The organism is Wohlfahrtiimonas sp. G9077 (genome assembly GCF_002252155.1).
Classification (GTDB): Bacteria; Pseudomonadota; Gammaproteobacteria; order Cardiobacteriales; family Wohlfahrtiimonadaceae; genus Wohlfahrtiimonas.
This window is the reverse complement of record NZ_NEFD01000004.1, coordinates 89,518-113,663: the sequence shown is the minus strand read 5'-3', so window position 1 is coordinate 113,663 and position 24,146 is coordinate 89,518. Positions and strand designations below refer to the sequence as shown.

21 protein-coding genes and 2 pseudogenes are annotated in these 24,146 nt (G+C 44.0%); 10 read left to right on the top strand and 13 right to left on the bottom strand.

Features of this window, described 5'->3' with window-relative positions:
* Nucleotides 1-9 precede the first annotated feature (9 nt).
* From ccoG to B9T20_RS10195, 9 genes and pseudogenes are all read right to left on the bottom strand, one after another.
* Complete coding sequence (ccoG, locus tag B9T20_RS06760; protein WP_094490363.1) at nucleotides 10-1,419, bottom strand: cytochrome c oxidase accessory protein CcoG; 1,410 nt, start codon at nucleotides 1,417-1,419, stop codon at nucleotides 10-12.
* Nucleotides 1,420-1,566: 147 nt separating this feature from the next.
* A complete protein-coding gene (gene ccoP / locus B9T20_RS06755) occupies nucleotides 1,567-2,508 on the bottom strand; it encodes a cytochrome-c oxidase, cbb3-type subunit III (protein WP_094490362.1) in 942 nt (313 codons plus the stop codon).
* A gap of 27 nt (nucleotides 2,509-2,535) precedes the next feature.
* The gene (locus tag B9T20_RS06750; RefSeq protein WP_094490361.1) at nucleotides 2,536-2,802 is read right to left on the bottom strand and encodes a cbb3-type cytochrome c oxidase subunit 3; all 267 of its coding nucleotides are present in this window, start codon (nucleotides 2,800-2,802) and stop codon (nucleotides 2,536-2,538) included.
* A gap of 26 nt (nucleotides 2,803-2,828) precedes the next feature.
* Nucleotides 2,829-3,632: a cytochrome-c oxidase, cbb3-type subunit II gene (gene ccoO, locus B9T20_RS06745; RefSeq protein WP_199415235.1), complete on the bottom strand. Its 804-nt coding sequence runs from the start codon at nucleotides 3,630-3,632 to the stop codon at nucleotides 2,829-2,831.
* 21 nt (nucleotides 3,633-3,653) lie between these two features.
* Nucleotides 3,654-5,114 (bottom strand): cytochrome-c oxidase, cbb3-type subunit I, encoded by a 1,461-nt coding sequence (gene ccoN / locus B9T20_RS06740; protein ID WP_018122577.1) that lies wholly within the window; start codon nucleotides 5,112-5,114, stop codon nucleotides 3,654-3,656.
* A gap of 162 nt (nucleotides 5,115-5,276) precedes the next feature.
* Nucleotides 5,277-6,578: pseudogene (locus B9T20_RS06735) on the bottom strand (deoxyguanosinetriphosphate triphosphohydrolase); the annotation flags it as partial.
* A gap of 61 nt (nucleotides 6,579-6,639) precedes the next feature.
* The gene (gene tsaD, locus B9T20_RS06730; RefSeq protein ID WP_094490358.1) at nucleotides 6,640-7,668 is read right to left on the bottom strand and encodes a tRNA (adenosine(37)-N6)-threonylcarbamoyltransferase complex transferase subunit TsaD; all 1,029 of its coding nucleotides are present in this window, start codon (nucleotides 7,666-7,668) and stop codon (nucleotides 6,640-6,642) included.
* Nucleotides 7,669-7,692: 24 nt separating this feature from the next.
* On the bottom strand, nucleotides 7,693-8,061 hold the full coding sequence (locus tag B9T20_RS06725; protein ID WP_094490357.1) for a diacylglycerol kinase: 369 nt from the start codon (nucleotides 8,059-8,061) through the stop codon (nucleotides 7,693-7,695).
* On the bottom strand, nucleotides 8,058-8,201 hold the full coding sequence (locus tag B9T20_RS10195) for a hypothetical protein (RefSeq protein WP_008315786.1): 144 nt from the start codon (nucleotides 8,199-8,201) through the stop codon (nucleotides 8,058-8,060). The genes B9T20_RS06725 and B9T20_RS10195 overlap by 4 nt, the downstream gene beginning before the upstream one ends.
* Before the next feature lie 195 nt (nucleotides 8,202-8,396).
* On the opposite strand from B9T20_RS10195, the gene B9T20_RS06720 reads away from it, so the two are divergent.
* The 6 genes and pseudogenes from B9T20_RS06720 to B9T20_RS10280 all read left to right on the top strand — a co-directional run bounded on the left by B9T20_RS06720 (nucleotide 8,397) and on the right by B9T20_RS10280 (nucleotide 18,009).
* Nucleotides 8,397-10,880, top strand: coding sequence for a DNA topoisomerase I (locus B9T20_RS06720; protein WP_094490356.1), 2,484 nt, complete (start codon nucleotides 8,397-8,399; stop codon nucleotides 10,878-10,880).
* Nucleotides 10,881-10,882: 2 nt separating this feature from the next.
* Nucleotides 10,883-12,262 carry a sigma-54 dependent transcriptional regulator gene (locus B9T20_RS06715; RefSeq protein WP_094490355.1) on the top strand — a complete coding sequence of 460 codons (1,380 nt, stop codon included), beginning with the start codon at nucleotides 10,883-10,885 and terminating at the stop codon, nucleotides 12,260-12,262.
* 4 nt (nucleotides 12,263-12,266) lie between these two features.
* Nucleotides 12,267-12,977, top strand: coding sequence for a YggS family pyridoxal phosphate-dependent enzyme (locus B9T20_RS06710; protein ID WP_094490354.1), 711 nt, complete (start codon nucleotides 12,267-12,269; stop codon nucleotides 12,975-12,977).
* Nucleotides 12,978-13,096: 119 nt separating this feature from the next.
* The gene (gene dnaK / locus B9T20_RS06705) at nucleotides 13,097-15,028 is read left to right on the top strand and encodes a molecular chaperone DnaK (protein ID WP_094490353.1); all 1,932 of its coding nucleotides are present in this window, start codon (nucleotides 13,097-13,099) and stop codon (nucleotides 15,026-15,028) included.
* Nucleotides 15,029-15,163: 135 nt separating this feature from the next.
* Nucleotides 15,164-16,330, top strand: coding sequence for a molecular chaperone DnaJ (dnaJ, locus tag B9T20_RS06700; RefSeq protein ID WP_094490352.1), 1,167 nt, complete (start codon nucleotides 15,164-15,166; stop codon nucleotides 16,328-16,330).
* Between the two features lie 276 nt (nucleotides 16,331-16,606).
* A pseudogene (locus tag B9T20_RS10280) lies at nucleotides 16,607-18,009 on the top strand (AbgT family transporter).
* 48 nt (nucleotides 18,010-18,057) lie between these two features.
* Here the strand turns inward: B9T20_RS10280 and B9T20_RS06690 are convergent.
* From B9T20_RS06690 to B9T20_RS06675, 4 genes are all read right to left on the bottom strand, one after another.
* Nucleotides 18,058-18,378 carry a Dabb family protein gene (locus B9T20_RS06690; RefSeq protein WP_094490351.1) on the bottom strand — a complete coding sequence of 107 codons (321 nt, stop codon included), beginning with the start codon at nucleotides 18,376-18,378 and terminating at the stop codon, nucleotides 18,058-18,060.
* Nucleotides 18,379-18,458: 80 nt separating this feature from the next.
* Nucleotides 18,459-18,794, bottom strand: coding sequence for a multidrug efflux SMR transporter (locus B9T20_RS06685; RefSeq protein WP_094490350.1), 336 nt, complete (start codon nucleotides 18,792-18,794; stop codon nucleotides 18,459-18,461).
* A complete protein-coding gene (locus B9T20_RS06680; RefSeq protein WP_094490349.1) occupies nucleotides 18,787-19,134 on the bottom strand; it encodes a multidrug efflux SMR transporter in 348 nt (115 codons plus the stop codon). The genes B9T20_RS06685 and B9T20_RS06680 overlap by 8 nt, the downstream gene beginning before the upstream one ends.
* Nucleotides 19,135-19,334: 200 nt before the next feature.
* The gene (locus tag B9T20_RS06675) at nucleotides 19,335-20,189 is read right to left on the bottom strand and encodes an EamA family transporter (protein ID WP_094490348.1); all 855 of its coding nucleotides are present in this window, start codon (nucleotides 20,187-20,189) and stop codon (nucleotides 19,335-19,337) included.
* A gap of 245 nt (nucleotides 20,190-20,434) precedes the next feature.
* Here B9T20_RS06675 and B9T20_RS06670 point away from each other — a divergent pair, with 245 nt between their 5' ends.
* The 4 genes from B9T20_RS06670 to B9T20_RS06655 are packed head-to-tail and all read left to right on the top strand — an operon-like array spanning nucleotide 20,435 to nucleotide 24,116.
* Nucleotides 20,435-21,391 (top strand): ABC transporter permease, encoded by a 957-nt coding sequence (locus B9T20_RS06670; RefSeq protein ID WP_018122565.1) that lies wholly within the window; start codon nucleotides 20,435-20,437, stop codon nucleotides 21,389-21,391.
* Nucleotides 21,388-22,335, top strand: a complete 948-nt coding sequence (locus B9T20_RS06665; protein ID WP_018122564.1) for an iron chelate uptake ABC transporter family permease subunit — start codon at nucleotides 21,388-21,390, stop codon at nucleotides 22,333-22,335. The genes B9T20_RS06670 and B9T20_RS06665 overlap by 4 nt, the downstream gene beginning before the upstream one ends.
* Nucleotides 22,329-23,087: an ABC transporter ATP-binding protein gene (locus tag B9T20_RS06660; protein ID WP_008315805.1), complete on the top strand. Its 759-nt coding sequence runs from the start codon at nucleotides 22,329-22,331 to the stop codon at nucleotides 23,085-23,087. Before B9T20_RS06665 ends, B9T20_RS06660 begins: the two co-directional genes overlap by 7 nt.
* A 24-nt stretch (nucleotides 23,088-23,111) precedes the next feature.
* Nucleotides 23,112-24,116 carry a siderophore ABC transporter substrate-binding protein gene (locus B9T20_RS06655; RefSeq protein ID WP_094490347.1) on the top strand — a complete coding sequence of 335 codons (1,005 nt, stop codon included), beginning with the start codon at nucleotides 23,112-23,114 and terminating at the stop codon, nucleotides 24,114-24,116.
* Nucleotides 24,117-24,146 lie beyond the last annotated feature (30 nt).

The following is a 24,146-nucleotide window of genomic DNA, read 5'->3' as shown; positions in this document are numbered from 1 at the left end:
GTTGCCGGTTTACTTGGTCACAAATTTAGAGTTCAGATGATGCGTTTCAATCACCTTCCCTTGTTCATCTTTGACCAAAATTTCCACATCAATCGGCTGGCTTGGCGCGCCTTTTACGGTTTGATGCACCAATACACGCCAGTTTTTACGGTCACCCGCTGCGATGGTTTCGTTGTTCTCAGAGACCACTAAATCTAAATCTTTAGCGTCCACTAACTTCACTTCCACCATTTTTGGTGTCATGGTGAGGTTGTTGAGTTTTAACATATAACGGTTTTGAATCAAGCCGTTACTCATCACGGTGTAGGCAGGTGTTCTTGTTTTTTCAAGCAAGAAAGACATCTGTGCACTCGTAACCATGCTCCAAATCAATACGCCAATGACCACTAAAATCACCAAACCATAACCAATGTTACGAGGTTTAAAGAAGTGCGTTTTTTTGCCCTCTAAACCGTTGAGTGAGTCATAGCGAATCAATCCTTTAGGGTAGCCTGTTTTGGTCATCATGGTGTTACATGCATCGATGCACAAACCACACGTGATACACTTATAGTTTAAACCGTCACGAATATCAATCCCAACGGGGCACACTTGCACACATAGATCACAATCTACACAATCCCCGTGACCCGCTTCATGACGCGTTTCTAAATCACGCAACTCTTTTGTGGGTTTTGCGCGGCCTTTAGCCCCTTCACCACGTTTTTCATCATAGGCCACCACCAATGTGTCTTTGTCAAACATTACGCCTTGGAAACGGGCATACGGACACATGTAAGAACACACTTGTTCACGGGCAAAACCTGCCATCACAAATGTGGTTGTGGTGATGAATAAAATGGCACCATAAGCGGCAAATGGCGCATCCCCTGTGATCACTTCCTTCAGTAACTCTGAAGATGGTACCCAGTAAGCGGTAAAAGTAAAACCTGTCCAAATGGCCACTAATAGCCACACCAGCCATGTTCCACCCACTTTGATCAGCTTTTCACCATTCCAAGGCATTTCATACAATTTGCTGCGCTTGTTACGACCGCCTTGAATCCAAGTTTCGATCTTCATGAAAAAGTCTGTCCAAATGGTTTGGAAACAGAAATAACCACAGAACACGCGCCCTGCAATATTGGTGATGAAAAATAGCAAGAATGCAAAGATCATCAATACGCCTGCAAGCCACATGATGTTTTGAATGTCCACATCTAACCCTAAAACGTAAAATCGTCTTTGAGCAATGTCAAACAAAACGGCTTGATCGGGTACACCTGCAGCACGCGGCCAAGGCAACCAAGGCAATAAATAAAACACCGCTAAACCGAAGTATAAAACCGCGGATTTAAAACGGCGAAAAGTCCCTTTAACATCTCGTGTAAATATTGGAATGCGCTTTTGATAAAGCGAATCTGGTTGTTGATCTGACACAACGCCCTCCCTCTTACAAATCTAACGAATTACTCTCTATACTCCCACCCGCTATTGTACTACTCTTTCGGGGTGAATAAAAATAAAGGACTCAACATTTCGAAGAGTCCTTTACATTAATCAATTTTTATTGACACGCCAAAAAAGTTATTGGCCGCCGCCTAATTCATGAACATAGATCGCAAGCGCTCTGATTTGTTCTTTCGTTAAACGTTCTTTCCAAGTTGGCATCACACGATCATCTTGTGGTGTTACACCAATGGTGATGCGGTGTGCCATCATGGCCACTTTTTCGTCATCATTTTTTGCTTCAAATACAGGCACCAATTCCCAGATTTGATCGGTTAAGTTGGCAGAACCCATGGTTGGCAAACCTTTACCATCCGCACCATGACACGTAAAGCAAGTACCTTTACCTTCAAAGATCGCTTTACCGCGCTCAGTGGCTTCATCCGCAGTGTAGTTACCAGACAATGTCAATGCGTATTTTGCAACATCATTGATTTCATCTTCAGATAAACCTGTCAATTTAGCTGGCGTCATGTTACCTGTACGACCTAAAGTGATGGTTTGCTCGATTTGAGAGTAATGACCGCCCCACAACCAAGCATCATCCGTTAAGTTTGGATAAATACCAAATTTACCTTCACCACCTGCGCCATGACACGTTGCACAGTTATCACCGAACAATACTGCACCAGTTTGCAATGCGAACTCTTTTAAACCTTCATTTTCAGTCGCTTCGATGTCATCAATTTTACCAAGCGCTGCCAATTTACCGTAGTATTCTGCACGGTTTTTAGCTTCTGTTGAAGATTGTAATTGTTCTGCTAACAATGTACGGGTGTTCCAATGTAACTTCTCTTCTTTACCATCAACCTTAACTTCTACAGTTTTAATCCCTTTTGTCCAGCTGTTTGGTAACGGCCAAGTTGGATATAATACCCAGTAAATCAAGGCAAAAATGACTGTGCCATAAAAGGCTAATAACCACCATCTCGGCAATGGGTTGTTGAACTCTTGAAGGTTCTCATCCCATACGTGCCCCGTGGTTTCTACTTCTTGTTTTTTATTGATATTTTCACTCATAAATCAATCCTCAAAATAAAGTAATCATCAAGCTTTATGATCATTACTTACATGATTTTGTCCGCTATGAGACGCATCAGTTTGCGTCCCTTTCTCTCCAGCACGGGCTGAATTGACTTGGCCTAAATCCTCATCATCTAATAGAGGAATCATACGATAGCCATCATAGCGAGCCTTGCGGTCTTTATTAGTGAAGACATAAATAATTATTCCAACAAATACGGTGAAAAAGATCACCGCCGCAACGGTTTTACTGTTGCTCATATCCGTGAACCATGAAAAAAACTCAATCATTTATTTATGTCTCCAACGCTTAATAATTAACGGAATTTACTGTATTCGATACCATCATCATCTTTAAACTGATACATCGTACCCAATACTTGTAAATATGCGACCAAGGCATCCATTTCTGAGATATAGTCACTTGATGTGTCGAACATGCCTGTTTTCGCTTGGTCTTCCAAGTTTGCAGTTGCATTGTCAATCACAAGAAGTTTTGCAACGCTTTCACCAAAACGCTCTACGTTCGCATTGTACTCTTCCTCTGTTTTAGAGTAAGGCACACCTGTGATGCGTAAGGCTTTCATGTGAGCTTCAACATCTTTATAGTAAAGTTTGTTTTTGCTCAACCAAGGATAGCTTGGCATGATGGATTTTGGTTCAACGCTTCTTGGATCTGTCAAGTGCTCAACATGCCAACGGTTACTGAATTTACCACCAACACGCGCTAAGTCTGGACCTGTACGTTTAGAACCCCATTGGAATGGATGGTCAAACTGAGATTCAGCTGCTAATGAGTAGTAACCGTAACGCAAGTATTCATCTTGCATTGGGCGGATCTGTTGTGAGTGACAAGTATAACAACCTTCTCTCACATAGATGTTGCGACCTAACATTTCAAGCGGCGTGTATGGACGAATGGCATCCACTTCACGTTTGACACGTACGCGCTTACCTGTATTTGGATCGACTGTGCGCTCTGTCACTTCTTTTTTCACAACTTCAATGGTGTCATTGATGAAGAACAAAGGCACAATTTCAATCAAACCACCGATGCTGATGATGACGAGCGTCAACACCAACAATAAACCGGAGTTCTTTTCAATTTGTTCATGTCTAATCATAATTTATCTCTCCCTCTATTAAGCATGAGCAACAGCCGCAGGAATCGCTGCGTGTTTATCTGCTTGCGCTCTAGTGCCTTGTTTGATTGTCATATAGAAGTTATAGATCATGATGACAGCACCTAATAAGAACATAGAACCACCTAATGCACGCAAGATGTAAGGTACATGCATGAATTGAACAGTTTCGATAAATTTGTATGTCAATGTACCGTAGTTAGGATCGAAACCACGTAACATCATACCTTGGCCGATACCTGCAACCCATAAAGCTGCCACGTACAATACGATACCGATTGTTGCCAACCAGAAGTGCGCAAACACCAATTTTTCGCTGTACAATCTGCCGCCAAATACGCGTGGAATCATGTGGTATAAAGAACCAAACGTGATCATTGCAACCCAACCCAATGCACCTGAGTGAACGTGACCCACAGTCCAGTCAGTGTAGTGAGACAATGCGTTAACAGATTTCAAGCTCATCAATGGACCTTCAAACGTACTCATACCGTAGAATGATAATGCAACGATGAAGAAACGTACGATTGGGTTTGTACGAACCTGATCCCAAGCACCAGACAATGTCATGATACCGTTGATCATACCGCCCCAAGAAGGTAACAATAAGATGATGGAGAATGTTGCTGCCAATGAAGACACCCAGTCAGGTAATGACGTCCAGTGTAAGTGGTGCGCACCGGCCCACATATAAAGGAATGACAATGCCCAGAAGTGGATGATGGATAAACGATAAGAATAAACTGGACGGTTCACCTCTTTTGGTACGAAGTAGTACATCATACCTAAGAACGCAACTGTCAAGAAGAAACCTACAGCGTTGTGACCATACCACCATTGAACCATAGCATCTTGAACACCGGCGAATACGTTATATGATTTAATGGTAAAACCATCAAATACTGGAATGGCGATGTTGTTGAAGATGTGCAATAAAGCGGTGGCTAAAATGAACGCTAAGTAGAACCAGTTCGCAACATAGATGTGCTCTTGTTTACGGCGCAATAAAGTATTGAAGAATACCCAGAAATAACACACCCAAACAATGGCAACAGCCCAGTCAATTGGCCATTCGAATTCAGCATACTCTTTACCTTGTGTAAAGCCTAATGGGTAGCTGATCATGATTAAAAATACGCCTACAGTCCAACCCCAGAATACGAATTCTGCAAGTTTACCGTATGCTAAACGCACCTGACATGTACGTTGTACAACATAGAAAGAGGTACCAATCAAAGCGGAACCACCCATACCAAAAATCACCATGTTGGTATGCACAGGACGCAAACGACCAAAACTCAACCACGCTTGGTCAAAGTTCAACACAGGCCAAGCCAACTCTAAAGCAGCCCAAACGCCCGCGAGCATGCCGATTGCCCCCCAGACTAATGTCATGATCGCAAATTTACGAATCACACCATAGTTGTATTGGGTATCCCTAATATCTACGGTTTCTCCCATACTTCCCCCGAAAATAAAATAAAAAGTCACGTATTAACTAACTATACACACTGCAAAGATATAGCAATGCGCCATATTTTACGTCATACAGCGTTAATAACATTGACAAAAATCAATAGACTACTGCTGTAGACCGCCCTATTCTACCTGAATTATTTTTTTTTAGGTAGTTAAATGCACCCCTGTAATCATTTGATAAACGTGGACTGCATAGCGATCAGTCATTCCTGAAATGAAATCGGTGATTTTTAAAATCCGTAAATATGGATCGTCATCGAGCTTGCGATTTGGCCCTAAAAACTGGTCGGGCAAGAAACTCATCAACATACGCGATTTGGAAGTGGAACGCGCATAATATTCTTGGTTGACTGCGCCGACAAAGGCCTTTAATAAGCCTTCAATGATTTCATGGCCTGCAATGCCCACTTCTAACACAGGTTGGGAGACATAAATGTGATCATAGGCATAGGTTTTAATGTTTGCAAGCACATTTGCCGATGGAATGAGACTTAATAAATCCACCGTCAATTGCCCAGTTAAAATCGCCGCTTCATGCTCAATGAACGCTTTGACCACTTCATCAATCAGCAATCCCATCGCAAAGGCACGAAGATACTCGATTTTATCCTTATCGCGCGTGATGCGCTGAACCTTATTGGGAAAGCCGCCATATGGCGCAATGATCGATTCATAAAAACTGATCACTTCCCCGCTGCTCATGAGGGATAAACGGTACGCATCTTCAATGTCCACAAGCGAATAACATAAATCATCGGCCGCTTCTAATAAATAAACCAACGGATGACGCGCCCATGCAATCGCTTCCCCACTCTTATTATATAAGAGTGGCAAGATGTCTAAGCGGGACATAATGCCACTAAAAAGATCCTTTTCTGCTTGAAAATAGTTGAATTTCTTCAGTGCTATGTGATCAAGGGTTTTGCGCTCTAAGCTGCCACAGGGATATTTAATGAAGCTTGCCAATGTGGCGAGCGACAGCTGCATGCCCCCATCATTGTTCACATTTTGTAATTTTGTCAATAAGCGAAAAGCTTGCGCATTGCCCTCAAAATAGAGCAGATCATGTTGCTGAGCTTCATTCATCTCGGCCAATGCGCGCATGCCGATTGCTGAGTCAGCAAAAAATTGCCCAATCCCATCTTCTCCCGCATGCCCAAATGGCGGATTGCCGATGTCATGAGCAAGCGCTGCGGCAGATAATATGGTGCCCACATCGCTTGCCGACAGATCACCTAAGCGATCATTGTCCGCCAAATGCTGCCCCACCAAAGTGCCAATGCTGCGCGCAACACTGCTCACTTCTAAACTGTGGGTTAAACGTGTGCGCACATAATCGGTTTGCGCCAAAGGGAACACTTGCGTTTTGTCTTGCAAGCGCCGAAACGCCGCCGAGAAAATCAAGCGATCATAATCTTTTTGAAACGCTGAACGATATGACGGCGCACTCTCTTGCGAACGGGCAACGCCTAAACGATCGGTCGTTAATAGATGTTGCCAATTCATACTATGCATCGTGTTTTTCTGCCTTTTCGGATAAGTCAGACAATGGCCAACGTGCTTTGAGTTTAACCTCATAATTCACTGCGCCTTGATTGCGCACCAAGCGCTCATGACCCACGTAGGCCACCATGGCACCATTGTCCGTACAAAAGAGTGGACGCGGATAAAAAACGCGCACGCCAAGTGGATCCATCACACGCGCCAACTCTTGACGCAATAACTGATTGGCAGCCACGCCGCCTGCAATCACAATGGATTGTACACCCGTTTGCAATACGGCTTTTTTCGCTTTTGCCGTCAATGTATCAATGACTGCGCGCTGAAAACTCGCCGCGATGTTCGGGTAATCAGCTTCGGTGGCATCTTTAATGGTCATCGCCACTTTGGTTTTAAGGCCGCTAAAACTGAAACGCAAATCGCCGCTGTCTAACATTGGGCGCGGGAATGCATAGGCTTTCTCATCACCTGCTTCTGCCAATTTGGCCAATTTAGCGCCGCCGGGATAAGGTAAATCCATGAGTTTTGCCGTTTTATCAAACGCTTCACCCACAGCATCATCGAGCGTATCGCCCAAAATTTGATACTCGCCAAACGCTTCCACCAACACCAATTGCGAATGACCGCCAGAGACCAATAACGTTAAAAATGGATACGCCGGCTTATCCTCTTCTAAATGCACCGCTTGCAAATGGGCTTCCATGTGATTGATGCCCACGAGCGGCTTATTGAGTGCATATCCCAAACCTTGGGCATACAATGCACCCACCATCAATGCACCAATGAGACCTGGGCCTTCTGTAAAGGCAATGCCATCGATGTCTTTATAATCTTTCCCAGCCTCTTCAAGGGCTGCATTCACCAACAAAGGCAACTTACGAATGTGATCCCGCGATGCCAATTCCGGCACCACGCCACCATAGAGCGCATGCAACGCAATTTGTGAATAAATTTGATGTGCCACCAAACCGTTTTCGCTGTCATACAGCGCAACGCCCGTTTCATCGCACGAACTTTCAATTCCAAGTACTAACACTTTTACCTTCTATTTCTGATTCAATTAGCGAAATACCAATACTGCAACCCATGTCACAGCCATCAAGATCATGGCCACCATCACAATGGCCGATCCTATATCCTTCGCCTGCCCAGAGAGCGGATGATGCTCAGGACCAATGCGATCCACCACAGCTTCAAGGGCAGAATTGACAAGCTCTGCCACTAAAATTAAGCCAAAACTCCCAAAGAGGAGCGCAAACTCAATGCCCGTGTTTGCAAGCCAAATGGCCAAACAGAGTACAATCGGCAATGCATACACTTCTTGTCGAAAGGCCGCTTCACTTAAAAAAGCCGCCCGTAAACCTTTGATGGAGTAACCGCACGCATGACGAATGCGTGTTAGCCCTGTTGCTCCGGGTTTATTCATCATGGCATCGGGATCTCAATGGATTCATTTTCAAATAAACCGGCACCATAATCATCCATCATCACCCAACCAATGAAGACAACGATGATGACGATGTACAACCATCCAAATGATCTTTTTTGTTTCTCTTCGCGACGACGCATATGATCTTTTATCCTATGACTTGAAAGATTAGGGCCAACATTGTAGCTTATTATTTAGTTTTCATTAAGTACATGAAAGTGTATTATCTCCACATTTTTAGTAAAACTTCGTAAAGCTTTATGACAAAATTCTAAATAACTACTAAGCTTTAACCTTTTAACATATTCAGACAACTGTAGGAAATTTTAACATTCATGAGTAAAACTCTTGTTATTGTGGAATCCCCCGCAAAGGCCAAAACGATCAATAAATACTTAGGCAAAGACTATAAAGTGCTTGCCTCTTTTGGGCACATTCGCGATTTGGTGCCTAAAACTGGTGCGGTTGATCCCGATCATGATTTCGCCATGAAGTATGAAATTGTCGAGCGCAATCAAAAGCACATCAATGAAATTGTCAAAGCCTTAAAAGATGCTGATGCGTTATTGTTAGCGACGGATCCGGATCGCGAAGGTGAAGCCATCTCTTGGCACATCAAAGAGTATTTAGATGAGAAAAATCTCCTCAAAGATAAATCGGTGGCACGCGTGGTGTTCCATGAAATCACCAAATCTGCGATTGAAGAAGCCATCATGCATCCGCGTGACATCTCCATGGATATGGTCAACGCCCAGCAAGCGCGCCGCGCCCTTGACTATTTAGTGGGCTTTAATTTATCCCCGCTTCTTTGGAAAAAAATCAGCCCGGGATTGTCCGCAGGACGCGTACAAACGCCAGCCCTTCGCATGATTTGTGAGCGTGAAGATGCCATTGAAGCCTTTAAACCCGAAGAATATTGGACCATTGAATCACAATTAAAGCACAATGATGTTGCATTTAAAGGTCGCTTGACTGAATTTGACGGGCAAAAAGTGGAGCAATTTTCCTTCACGAATGAAGCAACCGCCATGGCTGCAAAAAATGCCTTGATCCAAACATTTGGTCAAACGCTGCCTGTTTATAACATTGAGAAAAAACAGCGCCGCAGAAACCCAACAGCACCTTTTACCACATCTACCATGCAACAAGAGGCAGCGCGTAAACTTGGCTTTGCCACAACCCGCACCATGCGCACCGCTCAAACGCTGTATGAAGGGATCAACATTGGCACAGAAACCATCGGTTTGATCACATATATGCGTACCGACTCCGTTTCCCTTGCCAAAGAAGCCGTAGATGAGATTGCCAAATTGGTTAAAACACGCTACGGAGATGATTATCTGCCTGAAACGCCGCGCGTTTATAAAACCAAATCCAAAAATGCACAAGAGGCGCATGAAGCCATTCGCCCAACCTCTGCATTCCGTCATCCTGATGACATTAAGCAATACTTAACCTCAGATCAATTCCGTTTATATGAATTGATCTGGAAGCGCACGGTGGCTTCCCAAATGTCCTCTGCCATTTTAGATACGGTGGCTGTGGATCTAGGGCAAGCAAAATTGCACACATTTCGTGCCAATGGTTCCACCATCTTATTCCCTGGCTTCATCATCGTTTACACCGAAAGTTTTGATGATAAAAAAGAGGAAGATGATGAGAAATTATTGCCTGCTTTAAATGTGGGCGATGCCGTTCACATTGATGAAGTGATCGCCACCCAACACTTTACCGAGCCACCACCACGCTTCTCTGAAGCCTCGCTCGTTAAAGCGTTAGAAGAACATGACATTGGCCGCCCATCCACCTATTCAGCCATCATCTCCACATTGCAAAATCGTGAATACGTGACTGTGGATCAGCGCCGCTTTTTCCCAACGGATGTTGGGCGCATTGTGTCCCGCTTTTTAACGGAACATTTCACGCAATATGTGGATTATGACTTCACCGCCAAAATGGAAGGCGAACTTGATGAAATTGCCAATGGACAATTGGCATGGATTCCTGTGATGAAAGAGTTCTGGACGCCGTTTCATGAGCTGTGTGTCACCAAAGATAAATCTGTCTCACGCGCAGATGTTGCCCAAGCCCGTGAACTTGGCATTGACCCCAAATCTGGTAAACCTGTGTCTGTGCGCATCGGGCGTTTTGGTCCATTTGCCCAAATTGGCGATAAAGATGATGAAGAGAAGCCCAAATTTGCCTCCCTTCGTAAAGAGCAGCGCATCAACACCATTACATTAGAAGAAGCGCTTGCACTCTTCACCTTGCCAAGAAGCCTTGGCACCACGGACGAAGGTGAAGCGGTGCGGGCAAACATTGGTCGCTTTGGCCCTTACATTCAATATGGTCAAAAGTTTGTCTCTTTAAAAGAAGATGATCCCTACACCATTGAATTGCCGCGCGCGCTAGAACTTGTGGCAGCCCACAAAGCGGCAGAAGCTGCAAAATTCATCAAAGCCTTTGAAGAGCATAACATTCAAATCTTAAATGGCCGCTGGGGACCTTACGTCACAGATGGTGAGAAAAATGCGCGCATCCCGAAAGATTGCGAAAATCCTGCCGCATTAACATTAGAAGAATGCCAAGCGCTGCTTGCCAAAGCACCCGCAAAACGCACGAAAAAAACCGCCACTAAGAAAACCACGGCGAAAAAGGCAACGACCAAAAAATCACCTGCGAAAAAGTCCACCAAAAAGGCGGATGATGTAAAAGGTGACACAAAACCTAAAAAAACTGCGGCCAAAAAGACGCCGGCAAAAAAAGCTGCATCTAAGAAAACCGCAACGAAAAAAGTGACAAAAAAAGAGAGTGAATAATCATGAGCGATCTTAAAGATACACAAATTTTGGTGGTCGATGATGAAGAAGACATCAATGACCTCATTAAAGACATTTTAGAAGATGAAGGCTTTTCCGTGCGCACCGCGTGTAATGGTCAAGAAGCGCGCGATGCCATTGATCAAAGCAAGCCTGATTTGGTGCTTCTAGACATTTGGATGCCTGACATTGATGGCATTTCCCTTCTCAATGCATGGAAACAAAGTTATCAAACCTTGCCCTTTTCTGTCGTGATGATGAGCGGACATGGCACCCTTGAACATGCCATTGAAGCCACAAAGCTTGGCGCATTTGATTTTCTTGAAAAGCCCTTAACATTGGCAAAATTGGTGGCGGTGGTCAAACGCGCTTTAAAGGAGCAAACCACGCAGCCATCGGCAAAGCCACAAAACTTTAACCCGCAGCCTGTGTTTGAACCGGTGGGCAAAAGTGCCATCATGACGGCGCTGCGCAATCAAGCAAAACAGATTGCTGAATCTGGCAATCGCACGGTGCTCCTAGAAGGCGACATTGGCGCAGGCAAACATCTGTTCGCCCATTACATTCATTCGTTGTCAGACAGAGCACAGCAGCCGTTAATCACCGTCAATTTAGGGCAATTGTCTGAGGAAAACATTGAAGAGACGCTGCTTGGTAAAGAGATGGGTAGCCACATCACACAAGGCATTTTAGAGCAAGCGAGCGGCGGCTCTGTCATTTTAGACAACGTCACTCAGCTCAGTTTAGATGCGCAAAAAAAATTGGCTGACATTTTGTCAAACACCGATTACTTTCGCGTCAATGGTAAAAACTTATTGCCGAAAAATGTGCGTTTCATCGCCATTTCTCGTGATGATCTGTCGGTTTTAGTGGATGAAAAAGAGTTCAATGAAGCGCTGTACTACAAGCTCAATGTCTTACCGTTAGAGATTCCTGCCCTCTCTGCTCATCCTGAAGATGTGCCCGATTTAATTGCCTTTTACATTCATCATTTTGTGGATGAAGAGCATTTACAATATCGTCATTTCCCAATTGCGGTGCAAAATCGCCTTCGCAATCACACTTGGCATGGCAATGTGCAAGAGCTCAAATCTGTGGTGCAGCAATTATTGGTGCTCGGTAAAAATGAGGAGGTTTCCCTTGATGAGGTCAATCAAATCCTCACGAAAAAGAGCCAAACTCATGTGATTCCTGAAGATCTATTGCCGCTGGATTTACCATTGCGTGAAGCCCGTGAACAGTTTGAAAAAGCCTATTTACTCGCGCAATTTAAATCATGTGAAGGCAATATTGCCAAACTTGCTGAAAAAGTGGGCATGGAGCGCACAAACCTTTATCGTAAATTAAAATCCTTAGACATCGACCCGAAAAAAATCGGATAGCCACATGACTTTAGCCAACCATTTAAAAACCATCACCGCGCGCATTGAGGCAGCTTGCCAAGCAGCACAGCGCGATCCTAAGGAGATTCAACTGCTCCTTGCCACTAAAACGCAGCCCGTTGAAACCATTCAAGCGGCCATTGATTTAGGTTATGGCTTAATTGGGGAAAATCGCGCCCAAGAAGTAATGGATAAATTTCCGTTAATTCACCCAGCGCCGATGGCCATCATGCCGTATGAGCAGCACTTTATCGGCCATTTACAAACCAATAAAGTCAAAGCCATTTTCCCGTATGTTCAATGCATTCAATCGGTGGATCGCGCATCTTTAGCCCAAAAGCTGCACGATGAATGTCTAAAGCATGACACAACGCGAGAGATTTTCGTACAGGTCAATGTCTCGCATGAAGCGAGCAAACAAGGTCTTGATCCTGATCATCTTTTTGAATTCTTAGAAACCCTAGCACATTTGCCATCTTTGAAGATTCGTGGCTTAATGACCATAGGCCTCAATGCTGATGATGAAATGGCAGTGCGCGCAGGTTATCAATTATTGCGATCCCTGCGGGATGAGGCCTTGCTCAAAGGCTTATTACCGCCTTTGGCAACAGAATTATCTATGGGCATGAGCCATGATTTAGAGTGGGCCATATTAGAAGGGGCAACGTTGATTCGCGTCGGCAGCGCGGTGTTTGGCGCCCGTCCGCCGTTGTAATTGAACAGATTTAAATAATTTTCATATTTTCTCTTGAAATCCTAAAAGCGCGCCCCATCTTTATAGCCGTTAGAGATTAAAACTGAATTTAAGCAATCTTTTTTTAGGAGCAAATCATTATGAGTAAAATTATTGGTATTGACTTAGGAACCACCAACTCTTGTGTGGCTGTGATGGATGGCGATAAAGTTCGTGTGATTGAAAACGCTGAAGGCGATCGCACCACACCTTCCATCATCGCGTATACTGAAAGCGGTGAAATTTTAGTGGGTCAACCTGCAAAACGCCAATCGGTGACGAATCCAAAAAATACATTATTCGCCATCAAGCGTTTAATTGGTCGTCAATTCAATGACCCTGAAGTTCAAAAAGACATCGGTTTGGTGCCTTACTCCATCATCAAAGCTGACAATGGCGATGCATGGGTGAGCGTATTAGACGGTAAAAAATTAGCACCACCTGAAGTTTCTGCCCGCGTATTGATGAAAATGAAACAAACGGCAGAAGATTTCTTGGGTGAAAAAGTAACAGAAGCTGTGATCACCGTACCTGCATACTTCAATGACTCACAACGTCAAGCCACCATCGATGCTGGTCGCATTGCAGGCTTAGATGTTAAACGCATCATCAACGAACCAACAGCCGCTGCCCTTGCTTACGGCATGGACAAAGGCTCTAAACAAGATGCTAAAGTTGCTGTGTACGATTTAGGTGGTGGTACATTCGACTTATCCATCATTGAAATTGCCGATGTTGATGGTGAAAAACAATTTGAAGTTCTTGCCACAAATGGTGACACATTCTTAGGTGGTGAAGACTTTGACGCAGCTGTGATCGATTACTTGGTCAAAGAGTTTGAAAAAGAGAGCGGCATTGATTTACGCAATGATCCTTTAGCATTACAACGCTTAAAAGAAGCCGGTGAAAAAGCTAAAATCGAATTGTCTTCTGCACAACAAACTGAAGTGAACTTGCCATACATCACTGCAGACAGCACAGGTCCTAAACACTTGAACATCAAGTTAACACGTGCAAAATTAGAATCTTTAGTGGAAGATTTAATCGATCGCACTTTAGAGCCTTGTAAAGTGGCATTAAGAGATGCAGGTTTAACCGTTTCTCAAATCGACGAAGTGATTTTGGTGGGCGGTCAAACGCGCATGCCAAAAGTACAAGAGAAAGTTAAAGAGTTCTTTGGTAAAGATCCTCGTAAAGACGTGAACCCTGATGAAGCTGTGGCTTCGGGTGCAGCTGTTCAAGGCGGTGTATTAGGCGGTCATGTTAAAGATGTGTTGTTGTTAGACGTCACACCATTATCTTTAGGAATTGAAACCATGGGCGGCGTGATGACTAAACTCATCGATAAAAATACGACGATCCCAACAAAAGCAAGCCAAGTGTTCTCAACTGCAACCGATAACCAACCGGCTGTGACAATCCACGTATTGCAAGGTGAACGTCCTCAAGCTGCTCAAAACAAAACATTGGGTCAATTTGAGTTGTCAGACATCCCACCTGCACCACGCGGCGTACCACAAATCGAAGTGACATTTGACATCGATGCCAACGGCGTGATCAACGTATCTGCGAAAGACAAAGCGACGAATAAAGAGCAATCCATCGTGATTAAATCTGATTCTGGCTTATCTCAAGATGACATTGATAAAATGATCAAAGATGCAGAAATGCACGCAGAAGAAGATAAGAAGTTCCAAGAATTGGTGGCAGCACGCAACACAGCAGAACAAATGATTCACATGTCTGAAAAATCTTTAAAAGATTTAGGCGAACAAGTTGAATCAAGCGAACGCGCTGCGGTTGAATCTGCAATCAAAGAACTTCAAGAAGCGGTGAAAGGTGACAACCTTGAAGCGATCGAGAAGAAAACTGAAGCGTTGACAGAAGCTGCAGGCAAAATTGCTGAAAAAGCATACGCTCAGCAACAAGCGGCCGGTGAAGCTGGCGCAGCTGGGGCTCAAGATGCAGGCGCAAAACCAAAAGATGATGTGGTTGACGCTGAATTCGAAGAAGTCAAAGACGACAAAAAATAATTGATTCATAATTAAACTCAAGCAATATCCCTTCGGGGATATTGCGCTATTTAAAGAAGCGAAACTCCTGATTTTTCCGTAATGATTCATTATTGAAAAATGATGAGTTTCTGAGCACAAGGAAGTGAAAACATTATGGCACAACGCGATTATTATGAAGTGTTAGGCGTCGCAAAAACGGCCTCTCAAGATGAGATCAAAAAAGCCTATCGTCGCATGGCAAGTAAGTATCACCCCGATAAAAATATTGGTAAAGAAGAAGAAGCGGAAAAGCAATTTAAAGAAGTGCAAGCCGCTTATGAAATTTTATCGAATGAAGAAAAACGCCGCATGTATGATCAATATGGTCACGATGCTGTCAATGGTCAAGGCGGCGCTGGTGGTTTTGGTGGCGGCTTTGGTGGTTTTGGCGGCCAAGGCGGTGGCGCTGATTTTAGCGACATCTTTGGAGATATGTTTGGCGATATCTTTGGCAGCAACGGTGGCGGCCGTCGCAGCTCTGGTCCACGCGCATATCGTGGCGATGATGTCGCATATCAATTGGACATCTCTTTAGAAGAAGCGGTTTTTGGCACCAATGCCCGCGTCAAAACAAACATTCGCAGCACCTGTGATCATTGTGATGGTACAGGCGCTGAACCTGGCACAAGCGTCACAACCTGTGACACTTGTCATGGCGCAGGACAAGTTCGCATGTCACAAGGATTTTTCTCTGTTCAGCAGCCCTGCCCAACGTGTCATGGCCGCGGTAAGATCATTAAAAATCCATGTAAAAAATGTAATGGTTCTGGCACTGAATACAAAACGCAAACATTGGAAGTTAAAATTCCAGCGGGCGTGGATAGCGGTAACAACATTCGCTTAGAAGGCAAAGGTGAAGCGGGCGTCAATGGCGGACCAAATGGTGATTTATACGTACAAATCAATGTGCGTCCTCATCCCATCTTCAAACGCGATGGTCAAAACCTTCATTGCACGGTGCCCATCAGCTTCGTCACAGCATCTTTAGGCGGTGAAATTGAAGTGCCAACGCTCGATGGCCGCGTGAATCTCAAAATTCCGGCAGAAACACAAACGGGCCGCGTGTTCCGCTTGCGTGGTAAAGGCGTGCGTTCGATCCGCGGTGAATATCAAGGTGACTTGCTCTGTACCGTGAACATTGAAACGCCTGTTAAATTGACGGCAGAACAAAAAGAGATTCTCCAACAATTTGGTCAAACCCTTGGGGAAAAACACAATCCACAAGAGAAAGGCTTCATTGACCGCGTGAAAGATTTCTTGGACAATCTTAAAAAAAAATAGTGAACCTTTTTAAACACTGACCTTAAATCCCGATTCGTTCGGGATTTATTTTGTCCAAATTCGGGGTATTTTGCGCACATTGCCATCTGATACATGCATTCTGTCATTGTCTAAAAAGCGCACAAAACTACATAATAACTACAAAAATATAAAATACTTTGATATTGTTGCTGATTAAATCGTATCAATAAAATAATCAAAACCATAAAATTCAATTTTTTAACACCATTAAAGCACAATTGAATGATCAGCAAATGAGGATAAAATGTTATGGAAATGAAAGCTAAAAAGAATCGACTACTCAATACCCTTGAGTGGCTCGGCAATGCACTGCCCCATCCTGTGGTGCTCTTTGCCATTCTCATAGCCATGATTTTGGTGGCATCGGCCCTTGGGGATTATTTTGGTTTAAGTGTTGCAGATCCGCGCCCTGAAGGCGCCAAAGGCCGTGCGCCTGATGGCGTCATTCATGCCGTCAGTTTATTGGACGCCGCCGGCATTCGTAAGATTCTCTCCAATGTTGTCACCAACTTCACAAGCTTTGCACCCCTTGGCACTGTATTGGTGGCAATGCTAGGCGTTGGCATTGCAGATCGTGCGGGGCTATTTTCTTCAGCAATGCGCTTGATTGTTTTAAAAGCACCACCGAAATTCACAACCGCTGCCGTTGTGTTTGCTGGCGTCATGTCCAACACTGCCGGTGAGTTGGGCTATGTTGTTTTGATCCCACATACATTGTGGGGGCAGAAGCCAACTGGTACTTCATGGCTTTTAGCACCTTTGTGGTGACATTTTTGGGCTGGTTTGTGACAGAAAAAATCGTTGAACCACAATTAGGGCCGTACAATCACGCTGAAATGAGCGATGAAGAACACAACATTGCCTCATCTGCCGAAGTGACGCCCATTGAGAAAAAAGGGCTATTTTGGGCTGCCATCTCTTTTGTGATCTTAGCCATCATCACAGCATGGATGGTGGTGCCAAGCGATGGCATCTTACGCAATCAAACCACAGGCGCCATTGCAAACTCACCCTTTTTCCAATCAATTGTGATCTTTATTTTCTTCTTCTTTGCCATTCCCGGCATCGTGTATGGCTTTATCGTGAAAAGCTTTAAAAATGATCGCGACATCGTCAATGCCATGAGCGGCTCAATGAGCACCCTTGGCCTATATTTAGTGATCGTTTTCTTTGCAGCGCAATTCATCGCCTTTTTCAACTGGACGAATCTTGGGCAAATCATTGTGGTCCATGGCGCAAACTTCTTAACCAGCATTGAGATCAACAGCATGGTGCTATTTATCTGCTTTATTTTGATCTGTGGCTTCATTAATTTGATGATGAGCTCTGCCTCTGCACAATGGGCAGTGACTGCACCCATTTTTGTCCCCATGTTAATGTTGGCAGGTTATGCACCTGAAACCATTCAAGCGGCTTACCGCATTGGGGATTCGGCCACCAATATTATTACGCCCATGATGAGCTACTTTGGTTTAATTGTCGCGATGGCATTGAAGTATAAAAAAGATGCTGGCATCGGCACAATCCTTGCCATGATGGTGCCTTATTCTGTCATCTTCCTCACGGTTTGGATCATTGTCTTTTGCATTTGGGTCTTTGTGTTTGGCATTCCTGTGGGCCCCGGTTCTGCCATTTACTTCTCGCCATCAGCCGGATAATGCACATTAAAAAAGCCATCCTCAAGATGGCTTTTTTATGGCTGACAGTTAGAGCAGATCCGTATCATAATCAAAGGCAAAAAATGAGTCACTGCCTTCAGAATCTAACATGCTGCGAAGCTCTGTGCCCACTTTAACATGCTCAGGATGCACCAAATATTCATCGCGCTCTGTTGCATTGTTAAATGTCATATAAAATGCATAATCAAAACCTTTATAACGCGCTTCTGCCCCATTGTATAATCCATAATCAAATGATTGCATGGTGGGCAAAACGACTTCTAAAGCACGGATTTTTTCAAAAATGGCACGAATCGCCGCTTTTGATGTCTCTTTTTTAAAACGAACCAACACAATGTGCTTAACCATGATCTCTCCTTCATTGGTGAAAACTTGATTATGGCACAAACGCACGCCATAAAAAAACCTCGGTGACCCGAGGTGATTGATCAACTTAAGAATTTCAAACCGCAAACCCCTGCGATGATGAGCGCTAAGCTGATGATGCGTTTAATGTCTTTAGATTCGTTAAAAAATAAAATGTTGATCACAACGGCTGCCGCTGTCCCGATCCCCGTCAATACCGTGTATGCAATGCTCACCGGTAGATAATGAAACGAGTAATACAGCGCCACAAATGATGCCGCTAAACCACCAAAATACAATAATCGATTGATGAGATTCTTTTTACGGGTATATAAGCTTAAGCCAAAAATACCCACCATCTCTGCGGCAACAGCCAATGTCACCAAGCCCCAACCGATCCAAGTGCCGTAATTAGCCATGATTTTCCTCCTCTTCGTCTGCCGAAGGATCCGATAAATTCAGGCCAAGCACGCCAAGTAAAATGAGTGCCATACACACCATCATCGCACTTGAGATGGTTTGTTCTAATAAGAAAGTGTCCATTAAAATAGTGCCGATGGTGCCGACTGCAGCAAACACAGCATAAACAGTGCCGGCGGCTAAATATTGACACGCTTTGGCTAAAAAGTTTAAGTCCATGAAAATAAATAGCACAACCAGTGCCCATTGCCATGGTGCTTCTGCACGATTAAATCCATAAAGCCAAATCAGCTCAAAAATGCTGGTGAGCCCGACATAAAACCAAGCTTTATTGTTCATAAGAATTCCTCTATCTAAAATGTGTAATTAAAAAATTGACAACGCTGAGTAGATAGAGACGCTAATAAAGTAGCAGTAGAAAGTGAGATGTTAAGAAATGTGAGGTGTTATCTATATGATATATGACAGGCATAAAAATTTTGGTAGTGGAACACATAGATATGTTAGCGTTGCACTACCCTTTGGTCAAGCGATATCCACTATTTTCCGCGCGCCGTCAATGTTGCCCCAATCGATGCACAAATGATGGCACTGAGCGCCACCCATTGAATGGGCAACAAATACTCACTTAAAAAGACAATGCCAAAGATTGCGCCCACAGCTGGCTCCATGCTGCTGAGCGTTCCGTAGGTTTTGGCAGGAATGTGCGTCATCGCGATGAGTTCTAATGCAAAGGGAATGGCTGATGATAACAGTGCCACCAATAATCCTAACCCCAAAATAGTGGGATTGAGTAAGGTTACCCCTTCTGTGATGATGCCAATGGGTGCAAAAATAAGCGCCCCCACAATCATGCCGGCAGAGACAATGGGAATGCCATATGCTTTGCCCACTTTACGACCATAAATGATGTAAACCGCCCACCAAAAACCGGCAATGAGTGCGTAAATCACACCTTTAAAGTTTACATTGTGCACCTCTTGACCAATCGGTAGGAGCAATAATAAACCAATGACCGCCAATAAAATCCAGATAAAATCTATCGGGCGGCGCGAGTAAATCAGCGCCACAGACAATGGCCCCACAAATTCAATGGCCACAGCAATCCCAATCGGAATCTCTTTTAAGGCACGATAGAAAAAGAAGTTCATGGCACCCAACGCCACGCCATACACTAAAAATTGTTTTAAATTGCCCTTTTTAAAATTAATGCGCCACGGACGAAACACCACCAAGAGCATCAAAGCTGCAAAGCCTAAACGCATGGAGGTTGCGCCTTCTGGCCCCACAGATTCAAATAATTTTTTTGCCAACACAGCGCCAGATTGCACCGTCAGCACTGCCAATAAAAACACGCCAATGGCCCACGGCGCGAATGTCTCTTTATTTTCCATAGATTAATCTTTCATAAAAGTGGCGAACATTCTACATCAGTTGCCTAAACAGTGCGCAGATTTAAAATCCTTATAATGCCAATCAATTCAATTAATTGACGAAATCTGCACAAAAAATTGAACAAACATTATACATGCAATCCCACCATTTTTCCTGCCCTTACTATGAAAAGGTTAAATATCATGTAAAATACAATCATTATCATTCGAGCATTAATTGCATTTATGAAGGGCTATTACTAACCATGAGAAAACGCCATCTTTTTCTCATTTTAATCATCCTCTCTGTGATCTCACTGTTTGTGGGCGTCTTGAACATCTCTGTGCGTGATGTTCTCACACTGAACCTCACAGAGATTCAATTGCAGACCATTTTTGTGAGCCGCGTGCCGCGCTTGGTGACCATTTTAATCGCGGGGGCAAGTCTAAGCATTGCAGGTTTGATCATGCAAAAGCTGAGTCAAAATGCCTTTGTCTCCCCAACCACTGCAGGCACGTTAGAATCGGCAAAATTGGGGATTTTGGTCGCCCTTTTGCTCTTTGCCAGCTCAAGCCCGATTGTCAAAATGCTCCTCGCCTTTGCCTTTTCCTTAGCGGGCACCTTTATTTTCATGAAAATTTTAAACCACATCCGCTATAAGGATGCGGTGTTTGTCCCATTGGTCGGCTTAATGTTTGGCGGGATCATCAGCTCAATCTCAACTTTCATCGCCTATAAATATGACCTCATTCAAAACATCTCCTCATGGCTGCTTGGCGATTTTTCCATGGTGATGAGTGGGCGTTATGAACTCATGTATGTTTCCATTCCCTTAATGATTGTGGCGTATCTCTATGCCAATCAATTTGCCATTGCCGGCTTAGGGGAAGATTTTGCCAAAAATTTGGGGCTCAAATACCATCAAGTGGTGAACATTGGATTGGCGATTGTGGCGATGATCACTGCCTGCGTGATTCTCACCGTGGGCATGATTCCCTTTATTGGGCTCATTGTGCCAAACATTGTGTCGCTCTATAAAGGTGACAATGTGCGCATCACGCTGCCCTACACAGCGCTTGTGGGCGCCATCATTGTGCTTGTGTGTGACATTGTTGGGCGCATCATCATTCATCCATACGAGATTCCCATCAGCGTCACCATTGGTATTTTGGGCAGCACCCTATTTGTCTGGTTACTCTTTAAAAAGGCTGCAAACACATGAGTCATCGCACCAAAATATTCATTCTGCTCGGTCTGACGCTGCTGAGCATTCTGCTCTTCCTTTTTTATAAGCTCGGTGCTAACTGGAGCTATTCACTGCCTAAACGCGGTTTTAAAATCGCGGCAATGGTGGTTGCCGGTAGTGCGATTGCCATCTCCACTGTGATTTTCCAAACGGTGACCCACAATCGAATTCTGACCCCAAGCATCATTGGGCTCGATTGGCTCTATCTTTTGGTGCAAACCCTGCTCATCTTTTTACTGGGCAGTAAAAACTACACGCTCCTTGGCAATCAATGGCTCTTTTTCATCTCCATTGCCATTTTAGTGGGCTTTGCTGTTTTACTCTTTAGAGTGATGCTGAAAAACGGTAAATCCGTCTACTTTTTATTATTGGTGGGCATCATTTTAGGTGCGCTGTTCCAAAGCTTATCCACCTTCATGCAGGTGCTGATTGACCCCAATGAATTTTTAATCGTGCAAGACAAGATGTTTGCAAGCTTTAACAACGTTCAAGTCAAATTGTTGTGGTGGTCTGTGGGCATCATTGGCGTGGTGATGGCAGGTTATTTCCCCATCATTAAATACCTTGATGTATTGAGCCTTGGGCGCGATCAAGCCGTGAATCTTGGCATTGATTATGCAAAAGTTGTGCGTACTAGCTTAATTGTGGTGGCAATCCTCACGGCGGTTTCCACCGCACTCATTGGTCCCATCACATTTTTGGGATTATTGGTGGCAAACCTCACCTATGAGATTTTTAAAACCTATAAACACTCAGTCCTCTTGATCGGTTCAGTGCTTGTGAGCATCTGTGCCCTAGCCTTTGGCCAGCTTTTGGTGGAACGCTTTTTCACCTTCTCCACCACTTTAAGTGTGATCATCAACTTCATCGGCGGCCTTTACTTCATGTATTTATTACTGCGGGAGAATCAAAAATGGTAGTGGTCAATAATGTTTCTAAATCCTTTGGGCAACGCAAAGTGGTGGACAATGTCTCCATCACGATTCCTGAAGGCAAAGTCACCTCCCTCATCGGCCCAAATGGTGCCGGTAAAAGTACATTGCTTGGCATGATGAGCCGCTTATTTAAGCCGGATCAAGGTGAAATCTACATCGATGGCCGCGAAATCCACACATGGCAGCCTGATCAATTGGCACAAAAAATTTCCATTTTAAAGCAAGCAAACCACATTAATCTTCGCATTACGGTGCGTGAATTGGTGGCCTTTGGGCGTTTTCCCTATAGCAAAGGGCGCTTAACGGCAGAGGATCAGCATTATATTGATCAAGCCATTGAATACATGGGGCTTGCCCATTTACAGGATAAACACATTGCAGAGCTCAGCGGCGGTCAACGCCAATGCGCTTTCATTGCGATGGTGGTGGCACAAAATACGGACATCATCTTTTTAGATGAGCCCTTAAACAACTTAGACATGAAGCACTCTGTGGAGATCATGCAGGTGCTACAAAAATTAGTGCGCGAGAAGAATAAAACGATTGTGGTGGTCATTCATGACATCAACTTTGCATCGTGTTATTCCGATCACATTATAGCCCTCAAAAACGGCGCACTCGTGCATGAGGGAGAAACAGGGAGAATCATCGATTCCCATGTACTTAAAGACATTTATGACATGGAAATTCCGATACAGTTAATCAACGATCAACGCATTTGCGTCTATTTTACTTAAAACTAGCTTTGTAAGGAGTTATGAATGAAGTCATATAAAAAAGCTGCGTTAGCTTCCGCGTTTGCCTTAATGCTTGCCGCTTGTGGCAATGAACAACCTAAAACAGAAACAGTGGTGGTCGAAACTCAAACAGAAACCACAACCACAGCGCCTGCTGCATCTGTTGACAAAGCCCCTGAAGCGGCTAAAACCATGACCATTAAACATCTATCGGGTGAAACCGTTGTGCCCATGAATCCTCAGCGCACTGTGGTGTTTGACTTTGGTTCATTAGATACATTAGAAGCCCTTGGCGTCAATGTGTTGGGCATTCCAAAAGCCAACATTCCAGCTTACTTAAGCGAATATAAAGATCCTAAATATTTAGATTTTGGCGCCTTAAAAGAGCCAGATTTTGAAGCCATTCACGCTGCAAAACCTGATTTTATGATCATTGCCATTCGTCAAGCGCCGCTTTATGAGCAATTTGCAGAGATCGCGCCCACCATCAATTACAACATTGATGATCAAAATTACATGCCTTCTTTGACAGAAAATGCCACAACCTTGGGCAAACTCTTCGGTAAAGAAGCAGAAGCAAAAGCACAATTGGCTGAACTCAATGACGCGATCGCAAAAGTGAAAGCAAAAACTGAAAACATGCCAGAAAAAGCCCTCATCATTTTAGCAAACGATGGCAAAATCAGCGCATATGGCCCAGGTTCTCGCTTTGGCTTCATTCACGATGTGTTGGGCTTTAAACCTGCCGATGAAACCATTGAAGTGTCCCGTCACGGTCAAAGTGTTTCCTTTGAATATGTGATGAATTTAGATCCTGATTACATCTTTGTGGTGGATCGCACAGCAGTGATCAATGCAGGCGGCACAACGGCTAAACAAACAGTTGAAAATGATTTGGTGAAAAACACCAAAGCCTTCAAAAATGGCAAAATCATCTATTTAGATCCAAACGTTTGGTATTTATCTGGCGGCGGATTAAAATCCACCAAAGTGATGATTGAAGATGCGAGCAAAGCATTAGAACAATAATCCACTGTTCATTCATCTAAAAAAACCTCG